The following is an 18,048-nucleotide window of genomic DNA, read 5'->3' as shown; positions in this document are numbered from 1 at the left end:
GCGCGTCACCCTGTCGCCTGCGATGGCCGTTTCCGACCCTGCCCCGCCTGCTGCCGCGCGAGCCGCGTCGGCGCCGCTGCGCCGCTTCGGGCGCTTCGAAATCCGCCGCCTGCTCGGCCGCAGCGCGCGCTCGATGCTGTGGCTCGCGTTCGACCCGCTCAACGGCATCGAGACGATGCTCGCGCTGCCGCGCCAGGCGCTGCTGCCCGCCGACCTCGCCGCGTGGCTGCAGGCCGCACGCCGTGCGGCGCGGCTGGACCACCCGCACCTCGTGCCGGCGACCGAGGTCGGCGAGCACGAGCAGTGGCCCTATGCCGCCTACGACCGCCGCGCCGGCCAGACGCTGGCCGAGCGGCTCGGCGCCGAGCCCGAGGCGACGCTCGACATCGCGGGCTGGATCGCCGGTGCGCTCGACGGGCTCGCGTTCGCGCACGAGGCCGGCGTCGCGCACGGCGACCTGCAACTGCACATGCTGGTGCTCGGCGAGTCGGGCACGGTCAAGCTGCTCGGTCTCGAAGTGGCCCCTGCGGCGACGCCCGCGGGGCCGCAGGCCGACGGCGCACCGGCGCGCGCGCTGTCGGTCGACACCGGCGAGCTGCGCGCACGGCGCGACGCCGCGCAGCGCGACGTGCTCGCCGTCGGCGTGCTGCTGCACCACCTGCTGGCCGGCCGCCCGGCGCTCGACGAGCCCGACGTCGCTGCGGTGATCGAGCGGCTGCCGCCGCACGGGCGCGACATCGTGCGGCTGCCGTTCTCGATCCCGCGCCCGGTGCCCGAGCCGCTGCGCGCGATCGTCAACCGCGCGACCGACCGCCAGCCGCGCCAGCGCTACCTCAACGCGCGCACGCTGGCGCGCGCGCTGCGCGGCTGGATCGAGGCCGAGACCGCGCAGGCCGGCGGCGCGCACGCGCTGCTCGTCGAGCGCGTGCGCCAGATCGGCGCGCTGCCGGCCACGCCCGGCGGTGCCGCGCGCGCGGCGCGCCTGGCGCTGCTCGACCGCGAGCACACCGCCGAGCTCGCGCAGATCGTGCTGCGCGACCTCGCGCTGTCGTTCGAGCTGCTGCGCGTCGTCAACACCGCGCAGGTGCGCGGCACGCAGGTCTCGGGCAACGGCCCGGTGCTGACGGTGCGCCGCGCGATCGCGATGGTCGGCCTCGAGGGCGTGCGCCGCGCCGCCAACGGCCTGCGCGCGTGGCCCGGACCGCTTTCGGAGCCCGGCGCGCGCGAGCTCGCGGCACTGATCGAGCGCACGCGCCGCGCCGGGCGGCTCGCGCAGGCGCTGCGGCCGGCCGGCTACGACGCCGAGGTCGTGTTCCTCGTGACGATGCTGCAGAACCTGGGGCGGCTCGTCGTGCAGTACCACTTCCCCGACGAGGCCGTGCAGATCCGCCGCCTGATGCAGCCGCTGCCGCCCGCGTCGCCGGAAGAACGCGGCGAGCCCGGCATGAACGAACAGCAGGCCGCCTACGCGGTGCTGGGCTGCGACATCGAGGGGCTCGCGGCCGCCGTCGCGCGCCACTGGGGCATGGACGACGCGGTGCTGCACATGATGCGGCGCCTGCCGCCGACGGTGCCGGTGCGCCAGCCCGACCACGACGACGACGTGCTGCGCGCCGTCGCGAGCGCCGCGCACGAGGCGATCGACGCGCTCGCGCTGCCGGCGCGCGAGCAGCACGCCGCGCTCGAGCGCGTCGCGCAGCGCTACGCGCGCGTGCTGGGCCTGAACCTGCGCGACCTGCAGGCCGCGCTGCAGGCGTCGCAGTACGACAGCGATGTCGACGACGACCTCGACGACGACGCGCGCAGCGACGACGACGGCGCCGCCACCTGGTCGGCGGCCACCGGGGCCTCGACATGAGCGCCGTGCTGCCGGCGGCACGGTCGCCCGGGCGCACCGTGCTCGGGCGCTTCGTGCTCGAGCGCAAGCTCGGCGAGGGCGCGCAGGCGTCGGTCTGGCTCGGGCGCGACACGCGGCTCGAGCGTGAGGTTGCGCTCAAGCTGCTCGCCCCCGACGCCGACGCCGGTGCCGTGAGCCAGTGGCTGCACGAGGCGCGCGCGGTCAGCCAGCTGACGCACCCGCACATCGTGCCGGTGTTCGAGGCCGACGAGCACGACGGCCAGAGCTATCTCGTGTTCGAGTACGTCGCCGGGCCGACGCTGTCGCAGCGGCTGCGCAGCGGCGGTGCGATCGCGCCGCGCGAGGCGGTGACGATGATGCTCGGCGTGCTCGACGCGCTGCGCGCCGCGCACGCGCGCGGCATCGTGCACCGCGACCTCAAGCCGTCGAACATCCTGCTCGACGCCGACGGGCGCGCACGCGTGATGGACTTCGGCATCGCCGCGCGCATCGCCGACCCGCACGATCGGCGCATCTTCGGCACGCCGGGCTACATGTCGCCCGAGGCCGCGCGCGGCAAGCCGCCGACGCCGGCGATGGACGTGTTCGGCGCCGGCGTCGTGCTCGCCGAGATGCTGTCGGGCACGCCGCTGCTGCGCGAGCGCGACCCGATGCGCGCGATCGAGCGCGTCGCGCTGGAACAGCTCGAGCTGCCCGAGCACCTGGGCGATCCGCCCGACGACGCGCTGCGCGCCATCGTGCGCCGCGCGATCGCGCGCGATGCGGCGCAGCGCTTCGCCGACGTCGGCGAGATGCACCAGGCGCTCGCGCAGTGGCTGCAGCCCAAGGTCGAGGCCGTCGTCGACCCCGAGGCCAGCGGCACGCTCGAGTTCCTGCTGCGCCGCATGCGCCTGAAAAGCGACTTCCCGGCGCTGTCGGATGCAGTCGCGCGCATCCAGCGGCTGACGCGCTCGGAGAACGAGAACCTGAACAACCTCGCGAGCGAGATCCTGCAGGACGTCGCGCTGACGAACAAGCTGCTGCGCATGGTCAACTCGGCGCACTTCTTCACCGCCGGGCCGGTGACGACGGTGTCGCGCGCGGTGGCGCTGGTGGGCTTCGCCGGCGTGCGCAACATGGCGCTGGCGCTGGTGCTGCTCGAGCACATGCACGACAAGGGCCACGCGCAGCAGCTGAAGGAGGAGTTCCTGCGCGCGCTGATGGCCGGCACGCTCGCCGGCGAGCTCGTGCCCGCGGTGCGCGACGGCGAAGAGGCCTTCCTCAGTGCGATGTTCCAGAACCTCGGGCGGCTGCTGACCGAGTTCTACCTGCGCGAGGAGGCGCAGCAGATCCGCGCGCTGATGCGACCGCCCGCGGGCACGCTCGAGGCCGCCGCGCCGCCCGACCAGGACAGCGCCGCGGTGCGCGTGCTGGGCATCAGCTTCGAGGACCTGGGGCTGGGCGTGGCCAAGAGCTGGGGCCTGCCCGAGACGCTGCGCCAGTCGATGCGCCGCGCCGGGGCCGACACGCCCGCGCGTGCCGCCGAGCGCGGTCCCGAGCGCATGCGCTGGCTCGGCCAGGCCGCCAACGAAGTCGCCGACGCGCTGCTGTACAGCGACGACGCCGACGCGAAGATCGGCGACATCGAGCAGCGCTACGCGCGCGTGCTCGGCTTCAAGGCGGGCGAGCTCAAGCGCGCGGCCGAGCAGGCGCAGCAGCGACTGGCGTCGCTGGTCGATGCGATGGCGATCCGCGTTGGCCCCACCGACCGCGCGCAGCGCCTGCTCGCGCCGCCGGCGGCTGCGGCCGAGGACTCGCTGTCGCCGCTGCAGCTGCAGGCGGCCGCCGCCGCGGCGGCGCCCGCCGCGCTGGACCTGGACCTCGGTGAACCGGCGGCCGACGTGCTCGCCGCGGGCATCCAGGACATCACGAACCACATGGTGTCCGACGGGTTCCGCCTCAACGAAGTGCTGCGCATGGTGCTCGAGACGATGCTGCGCGCGCTGCGCGCGCGGCGCGTCGTGTTCGCGCTGCGCGACGCGAAGACGAACACGCTGGTCGGCCGCTTCGGCCTCGGCGACGGCGCCGACGCCGTCAGCGCCGCGCTGCGCGTGCCGCTGCAGCTCGCGCCCGGCGCGGCGGCGGACCTGTTCACCGCGGTGTGTCTGAAGGGCGTCGACACGCTGATCGCCGACGCGAACGTCGCGAACATCGCGTCGCGGCTGCCGCCGTGGTTCCGCGAGCGCGTCGGCGCGCCGAGCTTCCTGCTGCTGCCGCTGACGCTGAAGAACGCGCCGTTCGGCCTGATCTACGCCGATCAGGCCACCGCCGGCGGGATCGCGCTCGGCGAGAAGGAACTCAGCCTGCTGCGCACGCTGCGCAACCAGGCGGTGATGGCGTTCCGGCAGGCGGGCGGCTGAACGCGCGCGCGCACGCCGCGCGCCGGCAGCCGAACGGGAAGGGTGAGGGAGGGTGACGAGCCTTGCCCTCGGCACTGGTCGCAACGGTTAGGGCTGCTTGGTTCCCCACCTGACCCGGTTGGCCGCGCTTCCATGCGAGGAGGCCCGTCGGCAGCGATTGTAGGTGACGGGTCGGCGCCGAGCCGCTGCCCGGGCTGCGCCGGCCTCGCGAGCGGCGCAGCGGCCCCGATCTGGCGTAGATTGGCGCGCGACGCCGACGGCAGCAGGCACGACGATGACGACGATGCGCGCCCGATGGGCTGCGGTGCTCGGGGGGATCGCGATGGCGCTGAGTCCGGCGTGCGTCGCGCAGGACGCGGCGGCGCTGCGCTCGCGGCACGCGGCGCTCGGCGAGGCGCTGGCGCGCAGCGTGTTCCCGCGTCCGCTGGTGCTGGAGTCGTGGCACACCGACGGCGCGTCGCGCGGCGAGGTGTCGGCCGTCGTCGCCCACCCGTTCGTGCCGCTGCGCGAGCTGCTGGTGCAGCCTGCGGCGTGGTGCGACGCGCTGATGCTGCACCAGAACGTCAAGGGCTGCCGCAGCAGCGACGCGCCGCACGACGCGCGCGTGACGGTATCGATCGGTCGCAAGGTCGACCAGCCGCCGGTCGACGCCTACCGCGTCGACTTCCGCTTCGCTGTCGCCGACAGCCACGCCGACTGACTATCTGCGCGTGCAGCTGCACGTGCCCAGCGGCCCGCTGGGCACGTGCGACTAACGCATCGACTTCGAGGCGACGCCGCTCGACGAGCGCACGAGCTTCGTGCACATGACCTACGCCTACCGCCACGGCGCGCTGGCGCGCGTCGCGATGTCGACCTACCTCGCGACGATCGGCCGCGACAAGGTCGGGTTCACCGTCGTCGGCCGGCGCAGCGACGGCCGGCCGGTGTACGTCGGCGGGCTGCGCGGCATCGTCGAGCGCAACGCGCTGCGCTACCACTACGCGATCGAGGCGCTGCTCGCGACGAGTACGCTGCCGCCGGCACAGCAGCCCGAGGCACGGCTGCAGACCTGGTGGGCGCTGGTCGAGCGCCATCCGCGCCAGCTCAAGGAGCTCGAGCGCGACGAGTACCTCGCGATGAAGCGGCGCGAGCTGGCGCGCATGCAGGCCACAGCGCGCTGACTGGCGGCGTCTGCGCGCGTTCAGCGCAGCTGCAGCTCGTCGGCGCCGAAGCGCACGCCCAGCGGTTCGATCAGCACCTGCCTCGGGCCGGCCTCGACGGTACCGGCGACCCAGGCCTCGATGCCCAGCGCGCGCGACACCTCGACGACGCGCGCCGCGTCGCCGGCGGCGACGTACAGCGCGAAGCCGGCGCCCATGTTGAACGTGCCGTAGGCCTCGCGGTCGTCGAGCTGCGCGTGCTGCTGCACGAAGCGCAGCACCGGCGGCACGTCGGGCACGGTGTGCAGGCGGTAGGTCAGCGCGGCCGGGTGGCGCATCAGCTTGCGCCAGCCGTGGCCGGTGACGTTGGCCGCGTAGTGCACCGCGACGCCGGCCTTCGCGAGCGCCTCGGTGACCGGCGCGTACAGCACCGTCGGCGCGAGCAGCGCCTCGCCGTAGTTCAGCGTCGACGTGACCGGCGTCAGGTAGCCCTGCGGCAGCCTTTCGACGAGCTTGCGCGCCAGCGTCAGGCCGTTGGCGTGGATGCCGCTGGAGGCCAGCAGCACGATGGCGTCGCCCGGCGCGAGCCGCTCGCCCAGGCTCAGGCGCGACTTCGGCTGCACGATGCCGGTACACGACGCGGCGAGGTCGATGCGGCCCGACTCGACGATGCCCGCGAGCGCCGGCGTCTCGCCGCCGCCCCACGCGACGCCGCAGGTGTCGCACGCGTGCTTCCAGCCGTCGACGAGCGCCTGCGCGCGCTGCGCGTCGCCGAACCACTCGCTGCCGCCGGCGGCCCAGTAGGCCTGCACGACGAGCGGCGTCGCGCCGACCGTGATCAGGTCGTTGACGGCCATCGCGATCGTGTCCTGCGCGATGCCGTCGTAGTACGAGCGGCCCGTCAGCCGCGCCATCTCGTCGGCCACCAGCGCCTTGCTGCCCAGGCACTCGACGATGCTCGCGAGGTAGAACGGGCCGGCGTCGACGACGAAGGCCGACTCGCCGCGCGACGCGGCGACCTCGGCCATGCCGTGCGGCGCGAGGTTCGCCGCGGTGGCGGCAGCGGCGCGCTGCGCGGCCACCTTCAGCGGGTCGATCACGTCGTAGTCGACGCCGGCCTGGTGGTAGGTCAGGGGGGTGGCGGGGGCGCTGGACATGGCGGGCATTATCGGCGTCGCCGCAGCGGTGGCTGCGCCGCCTCGGGCAGGGGGCGACCCGTAGAATGACCCGCATGTCCTACGTGGTCCTCGCGCGCAAGTACCGGCCGCGCTCGTTCGAGCAGATGGTGGGGCAGGAGGCGGTGGTGCGCGCGCTGACGAACGCGCTCGAGCGCCAGCGTCTGCACCACGCGTACCTGTTCACCGGCACGCGCGGCATCGGCAAGACCACGGTGTCGCGCATCCTCGCGAAGAGCCTGAACTGCACCGGCCCCGACGGCAGCGGCGGCATCACGGCGCACCCGTGCGGCGTGTGCCAGGCGTGCACCGAGATCGACGCCGACCGCTACATGGACTACGTCGAGCTCGACGCGGCGAGCAACCGCGGCATCGACGAGATCCGCGACCTGCTCGAACGCGCGGCCTACAAGCCCAGCGTCGGGCGCTTCAAGGTCTTCATGATCGACGAGGCGCACCAGCTGACGAAGGAGTCGTTCAACGCGCTGCTGAAGACGCTCGAGGAGCCGCCCGAGTACCTCAAGTTCGTGCTCGCGACGACCGACCCCGAGAAGATGCTGCCGACGGTGCTGTCGCGCTGCCTGCAGTTCAACCTGCGGCCGATCGCGCCCGAGGTCGTGCACGAGCATCTCGCGCGCGTGCTCGACGCCGAGCACGTCGCGGCCGAGCCGGCGGCGCTGCGGCTGCTCGCGCGCGCGGCGCGCGGCTCGATGCGCGACGCGCTTTCGCTCACCGACCAGGCGATCGCCTACGGCGGCGGCACCGTGACCGAGGCCAACGTGCGCGCGATGCTCGGCAGCGTCGACCGCGGCCACGCCGAGCGGCTCGTCGAGGCGCTCGCGCGCCGCGACGGCGCGGCGGTGCTCGCCGAGGTCGACGCGCTGCGTGAGCACGGCCTGTCGGCGTCGGCGACGCTCGAGCAGATGGCGATGCTGCTGCAGCAGATGGCCGTCGTGCAGGCGGTGCCCGACGCGCTCGATGCGAGCGACCCCGACACCGCCGCGGCGCGCACACTGGCCGCCGTGCTGCCGCCCGACGAGACGCAGCTGCTCTACAGCCTCTCGATCCACGGCCGCAACGAGCTCGCGCTGGCGCCCGACGAGTACGCCGGGCTGACGATGACGCTGCTGCGGCTGTTCGCGTTCGCCCCGGCCGGGGGTGCGCCGCGCGCGGCCGCCACGCCCGACGGGGGCCGTCCGGCGGCCGCGCCGCTGCGTGCGGCGTCGGCGGCACGCGCGACGCTGGCCCCGCCGCCGGCGGCTGCCGCGTCGCGCGGCGCCGCGCCGCCGGCGTCTGCACGGCGCGATGCGGCACCGCAGCCATCGCCGGCGACGTCGCCCGACGACGGCCCGCCGCCGTGGGACGACGGCGATCTGGACGCCGCGCGCGCCGCGGCGCCGGCGCCGCCGCCATCGCGGCCGAGTGTGCCGACCGCCGCAGCGGCCGTCGCCTCGGCCGCTGCGCCGGCCACGCTCGTGCCGACGGCGCTCGGCGAGCGCTGGGCCGCCGTCGTCGCCGAGCTCGACCGCAGGCAAGCCATCGGCGCGCTCGCGCGCGAGCTCGCGCTGCAGTCCGAGCTCGTCGCCGTCGACGAGCGCGCGACGCCGCCGGTGTGGCGCCTGCGCGTCGCGCGCGAGTCGCTGCGCACGGCGCCGCCTCGCGACAAGCTGCAGGCGGCGCTCGCCGAGCACCTGGGCCACGCGCTGCGCCTCGAGGTCGAGGCCGGCGCGCCCGCCGACTCGCCGGCGCTGCGCGACGCGGCCGAGCGCGAGCGCCGCCAGCGCGAGGCCGAGCAGATCATTCACAACGACCCCGTCGTGCAGCAGCTGATGTCGCAGTTCCCGACCGCGCGCATCGTGCCGGGGTCGATCAAGCCCCATCAGACCCATTGACCGTTCGAGGAGCCCGACGATGATGAAGAACCAGCTGGCCGGCCTGATGAAGCAGGCGCAGGCGATGCAGGACAACCTGCGGCGCGCGCAGGAGGAGCTGGCATCGATCGAGGTCGAGGGCCAGTCCGGCGCCGGGCTCGTGAAGGTCGTGATGACGTGCAAGCACGACGTCAAGCGCGTCGTGATCGACCCCAGCCTGCTCGCCGACGACAAGGACATGCTCGAGGACCTGGTGGCCGCCGCGTTCAACGACGGCGTGCGCCGCGCCGAGGAAGTGACGCAGGAGAAGATGGGCAAGCTCACGGCCGGGCTGCCGCTGCCGCCGGGGATGAAGTTCCCGTTCTGATGGCGCCTGCCAGAAGCGGCCTGCGGCTGGCCGGAGGCGGCGGTGCCGTGCGCGACGCCTGCGAGATCCCCGTGACACCCCGCCGGGAGCGACGGTGGCCGAGTCGAGCCTGAACGCGCTCGTCGAGGCGCTGCGGCGGCTGCCGGGTGTGGGCGTCAAGTCGGCGCAGCGCATGGCGTTCCACCTGCTGCAGCACGACCGCGACGGCGCGCTGCGGCTGGCGCAGGCGCTGCGCGACGCCGTCGACAAGGTCGGCCACTGCCAGCGCTGCCACACGTTCAGCGAGCAGCCGGTGTGCGAGACCTGCCGCGACGCGCAGCGCGACGCGCGGCTGCTGTGCGTGGTCGAGTCGCCAGCCGACCAGGCGGCGCTCGAGCGCACCGGCAGCTACCACGGGCTGTACTTCGTGCTGCTCGGGCGGCTGAGCCCGCTCGACGGCGTCGGCGCGCGCGACATCGGCGTGGCCGAGCTGCTCGAGCGCGCCGGCGACGGCGTCGTCGAGGAGGTGATCCTCGCGACCAGCTTCACCGCCGAGGGCGAGGCCACGGCGCACCTGCTGGCACAGGCGCTGCGCGAGCGCGGGCTGAAGGTCACGCGGCTCGCGCGTGGCGTGCCCGCCGGCAGCGAACTCGAATACGTGGACCTGTCGACGATCGCGCACGCGCTCGTCGAGCGACGCTGAAGGACACCGAGATGACCCGCCTGATCAAGCTGCACGCCACGATGCCCGGCACGCCCGAGGTCGATCACCCGAAGCCCGAGCGGCTGCTGCGCGGCAACCCGAAGCGCGAGACCTGGAACCTCGTCGACGAAGCCGTGACGGGGCGGCTCTACGTCGGCGTGTGGCGCTGCGAGCCCGGCCACTGGCGCATCGAGATGGGCGCGGGCGAGCGCGAGCTGTTCACGGTGCTGGCCGGGCGCTGCCGCGTGCACGCCGACGACGGCTCGTTCGAGGAGGCCGGGCCGGGCGAGGCGATCGTGATCCCGGCCGGCTTCCGCGGCTCGTTCGAGGTGCTGGAGCCGCTGACGAAGACTTACGCGATCGTCGGTGACTGAACGCGCTCCCGGCGCGCGGCTTCAGCGCGCCGGGCGCCGCGCCGGTGCCTTCGCGGCGCGCGGCGGCGGCGTGGTCTTCGCGGCGCTGCGCGTCGAGCCGGCGCTGGCGGCCCTGCTGCGCGGTGCCCGCGCGGTCGTGGTCTGCGGGACGTAGACGACGACCGCCGCGCCGGGCGCGAAGCGTGCCTTCGTCGAGACGTCGTTCCAGCGCGCGACGTTGGCGGCGCTCTGGCCGAAGCGGCGCGCGACGCTGGCGACGGTGTCGTTCGCGCGCGCACGGTAGACGACGCGCCGCAGCGGCGGGCGTTCGGGCGTCAGCGCAATGACGGCGTTGTCGGCGACCTGCGCCGGCACGTCGGCCGTGCGCTGCGCGCTGCGCGGCACGAGCAGCGTCGAGCCGGCCTTGACGAGCATGCCCGCCGGGATGCGGTTGATCTGCACCAGCTGCGCCTCGCTGACACCGGCGAGCTTGGCGGCCTCGGCCGGACGCACGGTGCGCGGCACGGTCCATGCCGTCCAGCTCGCCAGCGGGCCGCGGTGCGCGGCGAGGCGGCGCACGAACGCGCCGGCGTTGTCGTAGGGCAGCAGCACCTGCGGCGTGCCGGCGGCGAGGATCACCGGCTTGTTCAGCTGCGGGTTGAGCTGGTGGAACTCCTCGGCGGTGATGCCGGCCAGCTCGACGACGAGCGCGACGTCGATGTCGCGCTCGATCGGCACCGCGAGGAAGAACGGGTGGTTCTCGAGCGGCTGCAGCGCCAGCCCGAACGCAGCCGGGTTGGCGACGATGTTCTTGACCGCCTGCAGCTTGGGCACGTAGTTGCGCGTCTCGGCGGGCATGCGCAGGCTGAGGTAGTCGGTCGGCAGCCCGGCCGCCTCGTTGCGCCGGATCGCGCGCTGCACGTTGCCCTCGCCCCAGTTGTAGGCGGCCAGCGCGAGGTGCCAGTCGCCGAACATGTTGAACAGCCGCGTCAGGTAGTCGAGCGCGGCGCGCGTGGAGGCGAGCACGTCGCGCCGGTCGTCACGGAACAGGTTCTGCCGCAGGTCGAAGTCGCGCCCGGTCGCGGGCATGAACTGCCAGATGCCCGATGCGCGCGCCGACGACAGCGCCTGAGGGTTGAACGCGCTCTCGATGAAGGGCAGCAGCGCGAGCTCCATCGGCAGTCCGCGGCGGTCGACTTCCTCGACGATGTGGAACAGGTAGCGGCCACCGCGCTCGGTCATGCGCTGCACGTAGTCGGGACGGCTCGCGTACCAGCGCTCGTGCCGGGCAACGAGCTCGTCGTCGAGGTCGGGCACCGCGAAGCCGTTGCGCACGCGCTGCCACAGGTCGGCGCGTGCGCCGGGCGCGTCGAGGACGACCGGCCGGTCGGGGCGCAGCGGGTCGATCGCCTCGGCGGCCTTGTCGGCCGCAACCGCGGCCGCCGCAGACGTCACGGGCGGTGGTGCGGCCGCGGGCGCGGCGGGGGGCACCGGCGCACTGGCGGGCGACGTCGCCGGCGCAGAGATGGCCACGGGCACCGGCTCTGGCAGCAGCGTCGAGCAGGCGGTCAAGGCGAGGGCGGCGGCCAGTGCGGCCAGCAGTCGGAAGGGGTCGGTCATCGGAATCGGTTCTTCCATTCGCGCAGCACGGCGAGGACCTCGGCGGCATCCGCGTCGGCGGCGAGCGTGCCGTCGTGCGCGCGCGCGGCCCGCACGACGGCGGGCTCGTCGCAGCGCAGGAACGGGTTGATGCGCCGCTCGAGCGCGATCGTCGATGGCAACGTCGGGCGGCCTTCGCGCCGCAGCGCCTCGCAGCGCTCGCGGTGGTGCGCGATGTCGGCATTGTCGGGCTCGACGGCCTGCGCGAAGCGCAGGTTCGACAGCGTGTACTCGTGCGCGCAGCACACGCGCGTGGGCCCCGGCAGCGCCGCAAGCCTGGACAGCGAGGCGTGCATCTGCGCGGCCGTGCCCTCGAACAGGCGGCCGCAGCCGGCCGAGAACAGCGTGTCGCCGCAGAACAGCAGCGGCGCCTGCGTCGCGTCGCCGGGCCAGTAATAGGCCACATGGCCGGCGGTGTGGCCGGGCACGTCGATCACGCGCAGCTCGATGCCGAGCACCGAGACGACGTCGCCGTCACTCACGCCGACGACGGGACCGTCGATGCGCTCGCGCGCCGGCGCCCACACGGGGCCGTGCAGCTGCGCGCGCAGCGCGTCGACGCCGCCGACATGATCGCCGTGGTGGTGCGTCACTAGAATACCCGCCAGCCTGAGGCCGCGGTCTTCGAGCGCACGCCGTACCGGGATGGCATCGCCCGGATCGACGACCACCGCGTCGTGGCCGCGCACGAGCAACCAGAGGTAGTTGTCTTCGAACGCCGGCAGCGGGGTCAGCTCGAGAGGCATCGATGGATTATAGAAACCGCTCCCTCGCGAACACGCCGCGACTGACGGCGCGTCGCCCGGCATGCACCACGCCTTCGTGCCTGCGTTGAGCCCTGTCGCGCACGGCGGCGACGAGCTGGCCGCCTGGCTGCGCACGCCGCCCGGGCGCTACCTGCTCGCGTGGGAGCAGTCGCGCGTCGACCAGGTCGTCGCCGACCTGTTCGGCTTCCACGCGCTGCAGCTGGGCCTGTGCCAGCTCGACGCGCTGCGCTGCAACCGCATGCCGCACCGCTGGTGTGCGGCCGACCATCGGCTGCCGGCGCCGTCCGACGACGCGCAGGGCGTGCCAGGGGCTGCCGTCGCGCTGCAGTGCGACTTCGACGCGCTGCCGTTTCCGTCGCACAGCATCGACCTCGTCGTGCTGCCGCACACGCTCGAGTTCGCGCGCGACCCGCACCACACGCTGCGCGAAGTCGAGCGCGTGCTGGTGCCCGAGGGGCGCCTCGTCGTGTTCGGCTTCAACGGCGCGAGCCTGTGGGGTCTGCGCCAGCGTGCGGGCCAGTGGCTGCGGCGCGTGCGCGGTCGCGGCGACACCTTCCTGCCGCGCAGCGGCGAGTTCATCGGCTACTGGCGGCTGCGCGACTGGCTGCGGTTGCTGAGCTTCGAGATGGAGGGCGGGCGTTTCGGCTGCTACGCGTGGCCCGTCGCGTCGCCGCGCTGGTTGCAGGGCGACGGCTGGATGGACCGCACCGGCGACCGCTGGTGGCCGGTGTTCGGCGCCGTCTACTCGCTCATCGCGGTCAAGCGGGTGCGCGGCATGCGTCTCGTCGGTCTGGCCAAGGACGCGCGCCGGCGCGTCGCGGCGGCGCCGGCCGTCGTCGCCAACCGGCACCCGACGCCGCAGCGCACGCGCGCCGAGGCGGTGAGCGACGAGGTGGGACGATGAGCGACGACACGGTGACGATCTATACCGACGGCGCATGCAAGGGCAACCCGGGACCGGGAGGCTGGGGCGCGTGGATCCGCTGGGGCTCGCACGAGAAGGAGCTCTTCGGCGGCGAGGCGATGACGACGAACAACCGCATGGAGCTGACCGCGGTCATCGAGGCGCTCGCGGCGCTCAAGCGCCGCTGCCGCGTCACCGTGCACACCGACAGCGAATACGTCAAGAAGGGCATGACGGAGTGGATGCCGGCGTGGAAGAAGCGCGGCTGGCGCACCGCCGACGGCAAGCCGGTGAAGAACGTCGAGCTGTGGCAGCGGCTTGATGCACTGCGCCAGCAGCACGACGTGCACTGGCGCTGGGTCAAGGGCCACGCCGGCCACGAGGGCAACGAGCGCGCCGACGCGCTGGCCAACCGGGGTGCCGCGGCGGCGGCCGCCGCCGCCCGCTGACCGCCAGCAACACGCGCTTTACGCATCGCCGCTACAGTTGTCCGCTTTGCGTCGCGGTCGTTTCTCCGCGACGTCGTGGAAGGACGCTTCGAAGTGAAAGCGCTGTACGTTTCGGTGGCCGTGGTCGGCATCGCGCTGGCCGGTGCCGCGGCATGGTGGTTCCAGCACCGCGGCCCCGCGGCCGGGCCGAGCACGGCGGCGTCGGGGCCGCCCGGTGCGGTGACTTCGGGGCCGCCCGGTGCGGCGGGGCCCGCCGGCGCGCCGCGGCCCGGTGCCGGCGGTGGGCCCGGCGGTCCCGGCGGGCCGGCCGTCGTCGAGGTCGGTCGCGCGACGGCGATGCGCATCGACGACGAGGCGTCGGCCGTCGGCTCGCTGCGCGCGCGGCAGGCGGTGATGCTGCGCCCCGAGGTCAGCGGGCGCGTCGTCGCGCTCGGCTTCGCCGACGGCCAGCGCGTGCGCCAGGGGCAGCTGCTCGTGCAGCTCGACGACCGGCTGCAGGCCGCGCAGCTGCAGCAGGCGCAGGCACAGGCGGCGATCGCGCGCACCAACCTGCAGCGCAACCGCGAGCTGCTCGCGCAGGGCTTCGTCAGCCAGAGCGCAGTCGACCAGAGCCAGGCCGCGCTCGACGTCGCCGAGGCGCAGGTGGCGCTGTCGCGCGCGCAGCTCGAGCGCATGCGCATTGTCGCGCCGTTCTCGGGCCAGGCCGGCATCCGCAGCGTCAGCGTCGGCGACTACGTCCGGGACGGCACCGACCTCGTCGCGATCGAGGACACGTCGTCGCTGTGGGTCGACTACCGCCTGCCCGAGCGCTTCATCCCGCGTGTGCGCATCGGCCAGCCGGTGGAAGTCGTGCTCGACGCGCAGCCGGGGCAGACGCTGCGTGCGCGCATCGAGGCGCTCGACGCGCAGGTCGACGCCGGCGGGCGGTCGCTGCTCGTGCGCGCGCGGCTCGACAACGCCGCCGGCACGCTGAAGTCGGGCATGTTCGCGCGCACGCGCACCGTGTTCGCGAGCCGCGACGGCGCCGTCGTCGTGCCCGAGGAGGCGCTCGTGCCGCAGGGCGATCGGCAGTTCGTGTTCAAGGTCGTCGACGGGCCGAACGGCAAGGTGTCGCAGCGCATCGAGGCACGCATCGGTGTGCGCCTGCCGGGCAAGGTCGAGCTGCTGCAGGGCGTGGCCGACGGCGACCTCGTCGTCACCGCCGGGCATGCGCGCATCGCGCGCGAGGCGTCGGTGCCGGTGCGCATCGTGCAGGTCGGCGGTGGCGCACCGCGCCCACCGGCGGCGGCCGGCAGCGCACCGGCGGGCCGCCCCAACGGCGGCGCCGGCTGAGGGCACGGCGATGCGCATCTCCGAAACGTCGATCCGCCGCCCGGTGCTCGCCACCGTGATGTCGCTGCTGCTCGTGCTGATCGGGCTGGTCTCGTTCGAGCGCCTGACGGTGCGCGAGTACCCGCGCATCGACGAGCCGGTGGTCACCGTCAGCACGCGGCTGGTCGGCGCGTCGTCGGAGGTCATCGAGTCGACGGTGACCAAGCCGCTCGAGGATTCGATCGCCGGCATCGAGGGTGTCGACATCGTGACCTCGATCTCGCGCGCCGAGAACAGCCAGATCACGGTGCGCTTCAAGCTCGACCGCGACCCCGACGCCGCCGCCGCCGAGGTGCGCGACAAGGTCGCGCGGGTGCGCGGCCGCCTGCCCGACGCCGCCGACGAGCCGGTGATCTCGAAGGTCGAAGCCGACGCGACGCCGACGATCTGGCTCGCGTTCCCGAGCCAGACGATGTCGGCGCTCGAGATCACCGACCTCGTCAACCGCATCGTCAAGCCGCGGCTGCAGACGGTGCCGGGCGTGGCCGACGTGCGCCTGTACGGCGAGCGCGTGCCGGCGATGCGCGTGTGGCTCGACCCCGAGGCGCTCGCGGCCTACCAGCTGACGGTGCAGGACGTCGAGGACGCACTGCGCCGGCAGAACCTCGAGGTGCCCGCGGGGCGCATCGAGAGCACGCAGCGCGAGTTCAGCGTGACGTCGCGCACCGAGCTCGCGACGCCGGCACAGTTCGGCGACGTGGTGCTGCGCAACGCCAACGGCTTCATCGTGCGGCTGCGCGACGTCGCGCGCATCGAGGAGGCGCCCGCCAGCGAGCGCAGCAGCACGCGGCTGAACGGCGTCACGTCGGTGTCGACCGGCGTGATCCGCAACGCGACGGCCAACCCGCTCGAGGTCGCGGCCGGCGTGCGCGAGATGATCCCGCGGCTGCGCGAGGAGCTGCCGCCCAGCGTCGACGTCGTGCTCGCCAACGACCTGTCGGTGTTCATCGACCGCAGCGTGCGCAGCGTCTACACGACGATCGCCGAGGCCGTCGTGCTCGTCGCGCTCGTCGTGTTCCTGTTCCTGCGCACGGTGCGCGCGTCGATCATTCCGCTGGTGACGATCCCGGTCAGCCTGATCGGCGCCTTCGCGATCATGGCCGCCGCCGGCTTCACGATCAACACGCTGACGCTGCTCGCGCTCGTGCTGGCGATCGGGCTCGTCGTCGACGATGCGATCGTCGTGCTCGAGAACATCTACCGCCACATCGAAGAGGGCATGGCGCCGTTCCAGGCGGCGCTCAAGGGCGCGCGCGAGATCAGCTTCGCGATCGTCGCGATGACGCTGACGCTGGCGGCCGTCTACGCGCCGCTGGCGTTCACGCCGGGGCGCACCGGGCGGCTGTTCACCGAGTTCGCCCTGACGCTGGCCGGCGCGGTGCTGGTGTCGGGCTTCGTCGCGCTGACGCTGTCGCCGATGATGTGCAGCAAGCTGCTGCGCCACGACCCGAACCCCGGCTGGTTCAATCGCGGCATCGAGCGCGGACTGGCCGCGCTGGGCCGCGGCTACGCGCGCGTGCTGCGCGTCGCGCTGCGCCAGCGCTGGGCCGTGCTGCTCGTGATGGTGGCCGCCGGCGCGGGCAGCTGGTGGCTGTTCGTCAACGCGAAGAGCGAACTGTCGCCGATCGAGGACCGCGGCGTCTTGCTGTCGATCGTCAGCGCGCCCGACGGCGCGACGCTGGAGTACACCTCGCGCTACCTCGAGGCCATCGAGGGCATCGCCGCCGGCGTGCCCGAGTTCGACCGCGTGTTCGCGATCGCCGGCAACCCGCAGGTCTCGCAGGGCTTCGTCGTGATGCGCACCGTCGACTGGGACGAGCGCGCGCGCAAGACGACCGACATCGCGCGCGAGCTGCTGCCGCAGTTCATGCAGCTGCCCGGCGTGACGGCGTTCCCGGTCACGCCGCCGAGCCTCGGGCAGGGCTTCCGCTCGCGTCCGCTCGAGTACGTCATCCTGACCAGCGACAGCTACGAGAACCTCGCGCGCGTCGCGCAGCGCATGCTCGCCGAGATGGCGAAGAACCCCGGCATCCAGCAGCCCGACATCGACCTGCGGCTGAACAAACCCGAGCTGTTCCTCGAGGTCGACCGCGAGCGTGCGGCCGACCTCGGCGTCAGCGTCGACGCGGTCGCGCGCACCGTCGAGACGATGCTCGGCGGGCGCAACGTCACGCGCTACAAGCGCGGCGCCGACCAGTACGACGTCGTCGTCCAGACCGCGGCCAGCGGCCGCGCGACGCCGCAGGACATCGACCGCCTGTTCGTGCGCGCGCGCAGCGGCGAGATGGTGCCGCTGGCCGCGCTCGTGAAGGTGCGCGAGTCGGTCAGCCCGCGCGAGCTGAACCACTTCAACCAGCGCCGCTCGGTGACGATCACCGCCAACCTCGCGCCGGGCTACTCGCTCGGGCAGGCGCTGCAGTTCATGGACGAGACGGCGCGCCAGGTGCTGCCGCCGGGCTACCAGACCGAGCTCAACGGCGTCAGCCGCGAGTTCCGCGCGTCGTCGGGGGCGCTGGGCATCGTGTTCGTGCTCGCGCTGCTGTTCATCTACCTCGTGCTCGCCGCGCAGTTCGAGAGCTTCATCGACCCGTTCATCATCGTGCTGTCGGTGCCGCTGTCGATCGTCGGTGCGCTGGCGGCGCTGCAGTGGAGCGGCGGCACGCTCAACGTCTATTCGCAGATCGGGCTGATCACGCTGATCGGCCTGATCACCAAGCACGGCATCCTGATCGTCGAGTTCGCCAACCAGCTGCGCCGCGCGGGCCACGACGTGATGAGCGCCACCGTCGAGGCGGCGACGCTGCGCCTGCGCCCGATCCTGATGACCACCGGCGCGATGGTGCTCGGTGCCGTGCCGCTGGCGCTGGCCACCGGCGCCGGCGCCGAGAGCCGGCAGCAGATCGGCTGGGTCATCGTCGGCGGCATGACGGTGGGCACGCTGCTGACGGTCTTCGTCGTGCCCACCGTCTACACGCTGCTCGCGCGCAGGCGCATCCCGGGCGAGATCACGACGCCCGAGGCCGGCACCGAGGCCGCGAAGGCCTGATGCGG

Annotated in this window: 15 protein-coding genes and 1 other RNA gene; 12 read left to right on the top strand and 4 right to left on the bottom strand. The window is 73.8% G+C overall.

Translation table 11 applies throughout. The features are described 5' to 3' along the window. Positions 1 to 22 precede the first annotated feature (22 nt). Positions 23 to 1,858, top strand: a complete 1,836-nt coding sequence (locus DRV96_RS06115) for a serine/threonine protein kinase (protein WP_119288894.1) — start codon at positions 23 to 25, stop codon at positions 1,856 to 1,858. Then, on the top strand, positions 1,855 to 4,257 hold the full coding sequence (locus tag DRV96_RS06110) for a serine/threonine protein kinase (RefSeq protein ID WP_119288891.1): 2,403 nt from the start codon (positions 1,855 to 1,857) through the stop codon (positions 4,255 to 4,257). The genes DRV96_RS06115 and DRV96_RS06110 overlap by 4 nt, the downstream gene beginning before the upstream one ends. A 51-nt stretch (positions 4,258 to 4,308) precedes the next feature. On the opposite strand, the gene ffs is transcribed toward DRV96_RS06110, so the two are convergent. Then, an RNA gene (gene ffs, locus DRV96_RS06105) (signal recognition particle sRNA small type) lies at positions 4,309 to 4,406 on the bottom strand. 125 nt (positions 4,407 to 4,531) lie between these two features. Between ffs and DRV96_RS06100 the strand changes: the two genes are divergently transcribed. Together DRV96_RS06100 and DRV96_RS06095 are read left to right on the top strand one after the other, a co-directional pair. After that, positions 4,532 to 4,957 (top strand): hypothetical protein, encoded by a 426-nt coding sequence (locus tag DRV96_RS06100; RefSeq protein ID WP_162910965.1) that lies wholly within the window; start codon positions 4,532 to 4,534, stop codon positions 4,955 to 4,957. 106 nt (positions 4,958 to 5,063) lie between these two features. Further along, positions 5,064 to 5,420, top strand: coding sequence for a hypothetical protein (locus DRV96_RS06095; protein ID WP_119288887.1), 357 nt, complete (start codon positions 5,064 to 5,066; stop codon positions 5,418 to 5,420). Between the two features lie 20 nt (positions 5,421 to 5,440). Here the strand turns inward: DRV96_RS06095 and DRV96_RS06090 are convergent, their stop codons facing one another. Continuing rightward, positions 5,441 to 6,556, bottom strand: a complete 1,116-nt coding sequence (locus DRV96_RS06090; RefSeq protein WP_119288885.1) for an AIR synthase-related protein — start codon at positions 6,554 to 6,556, stop codon at positions 5,441 to 5,443. Positions 6,557 to 6,630: 74 nt separating this feature from the next. On the opposite strand from DRV96_RS06090, the gene dnaX reads away from it, so the two are divergent. From dnaX to DRV96_RS06070, 4 genes are all read left to right on the top strand, one after another. Then, complete coding sequence (gene dnaX, locus DRV96_RS06085) at positions 6,631 to 8,466, top strand: DNA polymerase III subunit gamma/tau (protein ID WP_119288883.1); 1,836 nt, start codon at positions 6,631 to 6,633, stop codon at positions 8,464 to 8,466. A gap of 19 nt (positions 8,467 to 8,485) precedes the next feature. Further along, positions 8,486 to 8,812, top strand: a complete 327-nt coding sequence (locus DRV96_RS06080; protein ID WP_119288881.1) for a YbaB/EbfC family nucleoid-associated protein — start codon at positions 8,486 to 8,488, stop codon at positions 8,810 to 8,812. Positions 8,813 to 8,906: 94 nt separating this feature from the next. Then, positions 8,907 to 9,494: a recombination mediator RecR gene (gene recR, locus DRV96_RS06075; protein ID WP_119288879.1), complete on the top strand. Its 588-nt coding sequence runs from the start codon at positions 8,907 to 8,909 to the stop codon at positions 9,492 to 9,494. An 11-nt stretch (positions 9,495 to 9,505) separates the two neighbouring features. Next, positions 9,506 to 9,868, top strand: coding sequence for a cupin domain-containing protein (locus DRV96_RS06070; protein ID WP_119288877.1), 363 nt, complete (start codon positions 9,506 to 9,508; stop codon positions 9,866 to 9,868). 21 nt (positions 9,869 to 9,889) lie between these two features. On the opposite strand, the gene DRV96_RS06065 is transcribed toward DRV96_RS06070, so the two are convergent. Together DRV96_RS06065 and gloB are read right to left on the bottom strand one after the other, a co-directional pair. Continuing rightward, positions 9,890 to 11,467 carry a transglycosylase SLT domain-containing protein gene (locus DRV96_RS06065; RefSeq protein WP_119288875.1) on the bottom strand — a complete coding sequence of 526 codons (1,578 nt, stop codon included), beginning with the start codon at positions 11,465 to 11,467 and terminating at the stop codon, positions 9,890 to 9,892. Continuing rightward, positions 11,464 to 12,252, bottom strand: coding sequence for a hydroxyacylglutathione hydrolase (gene gloB / locus DRV96_RS06060; RefSeq protein WP_119288873.1), 789 nt, complete (start codon positions 12,250 to 12,252; stop codon positions 11,464 to 11,466). Before gloB ends, DRV96_RS06065 begins: the two co-directional genes overlap by 4 nt. 115 nt (positions 12,253 to 12,367) lie before the next feature. Here gloB and DRV96_RS06055 point away from each other — a divergent pair, with 115 nt between their 5' ends. The 4 genes from DRV96_RS06055 to DRV96_RS06040 all read left to right on the top strand — a co-directional run bounded on the left by DRV96_RS06055 (position 12,368) and on the right by DRV96_RS06040 (position 18,043). Beyond that, complete coding sequence (locus DRV96_RS06055) at positions 12,368 to 13,177, top strand: class I SAM-dependent methyltransferase (RefSeq protein WP_419187035.1); 810 nt, start codon at positions 12,368 to 12,370, stop codon at positions 13,175 to 13,177. Next, entirely contained in the window at positions 13,174 to 13,626 is a 453-nt protein-coding gene (rnhA, locus tag DRV96_RS06050; RefSeq protein ID WP_119288869.1) for a ribonuclease HI, read from the top strand. Before DRV96_RS06055 ends, rnhA begins: the two co-directional genes overlap by 4 nt. A gap of 93 nt (positions 13,627 to 13,719) precedes the next feature. Beyond that, complete coding sequence (locus tag DRV96_RS06045; protein ID WP_162910964.1) at positions 13,720 to 14,958, top strand: efflux RND transporter periplasmic adaptor subunit; 1,239 nt, start codon at positions 13,720 to 13,722, stop codon at positions 14,956 to 14,958. Between the two features lie 10 nt (positions 14,959 to 14,968). Next, entirely contained in the window at positions 14,969 to 18,043 is a 3,075-nt protein-coding gene (locus DRV96_RS06040; protein WP_119288948.1) for an efflux RND transporter permease subunit, read from the top strand. Positions 18,044 to 18,048: the final 5 nt, after the last annotated feature.

This window comes from Azohydromonas sediminis, from assembly GCF_003574675.1.
GTDB classification, from domain to species: domain Bacteria; phylum Pseudomonadota; class Gammaproteobacteria; order Burkholderiales; family Burkholderiaceae_C; genus Calidifontimicrobium; species Calidifontimicrobium sediminis.
The sequence above is the reverse complement of the archived record's forward strand: the minus strand, read 5'-3'. Positions and strand labels throughout refer to the sequence as shown.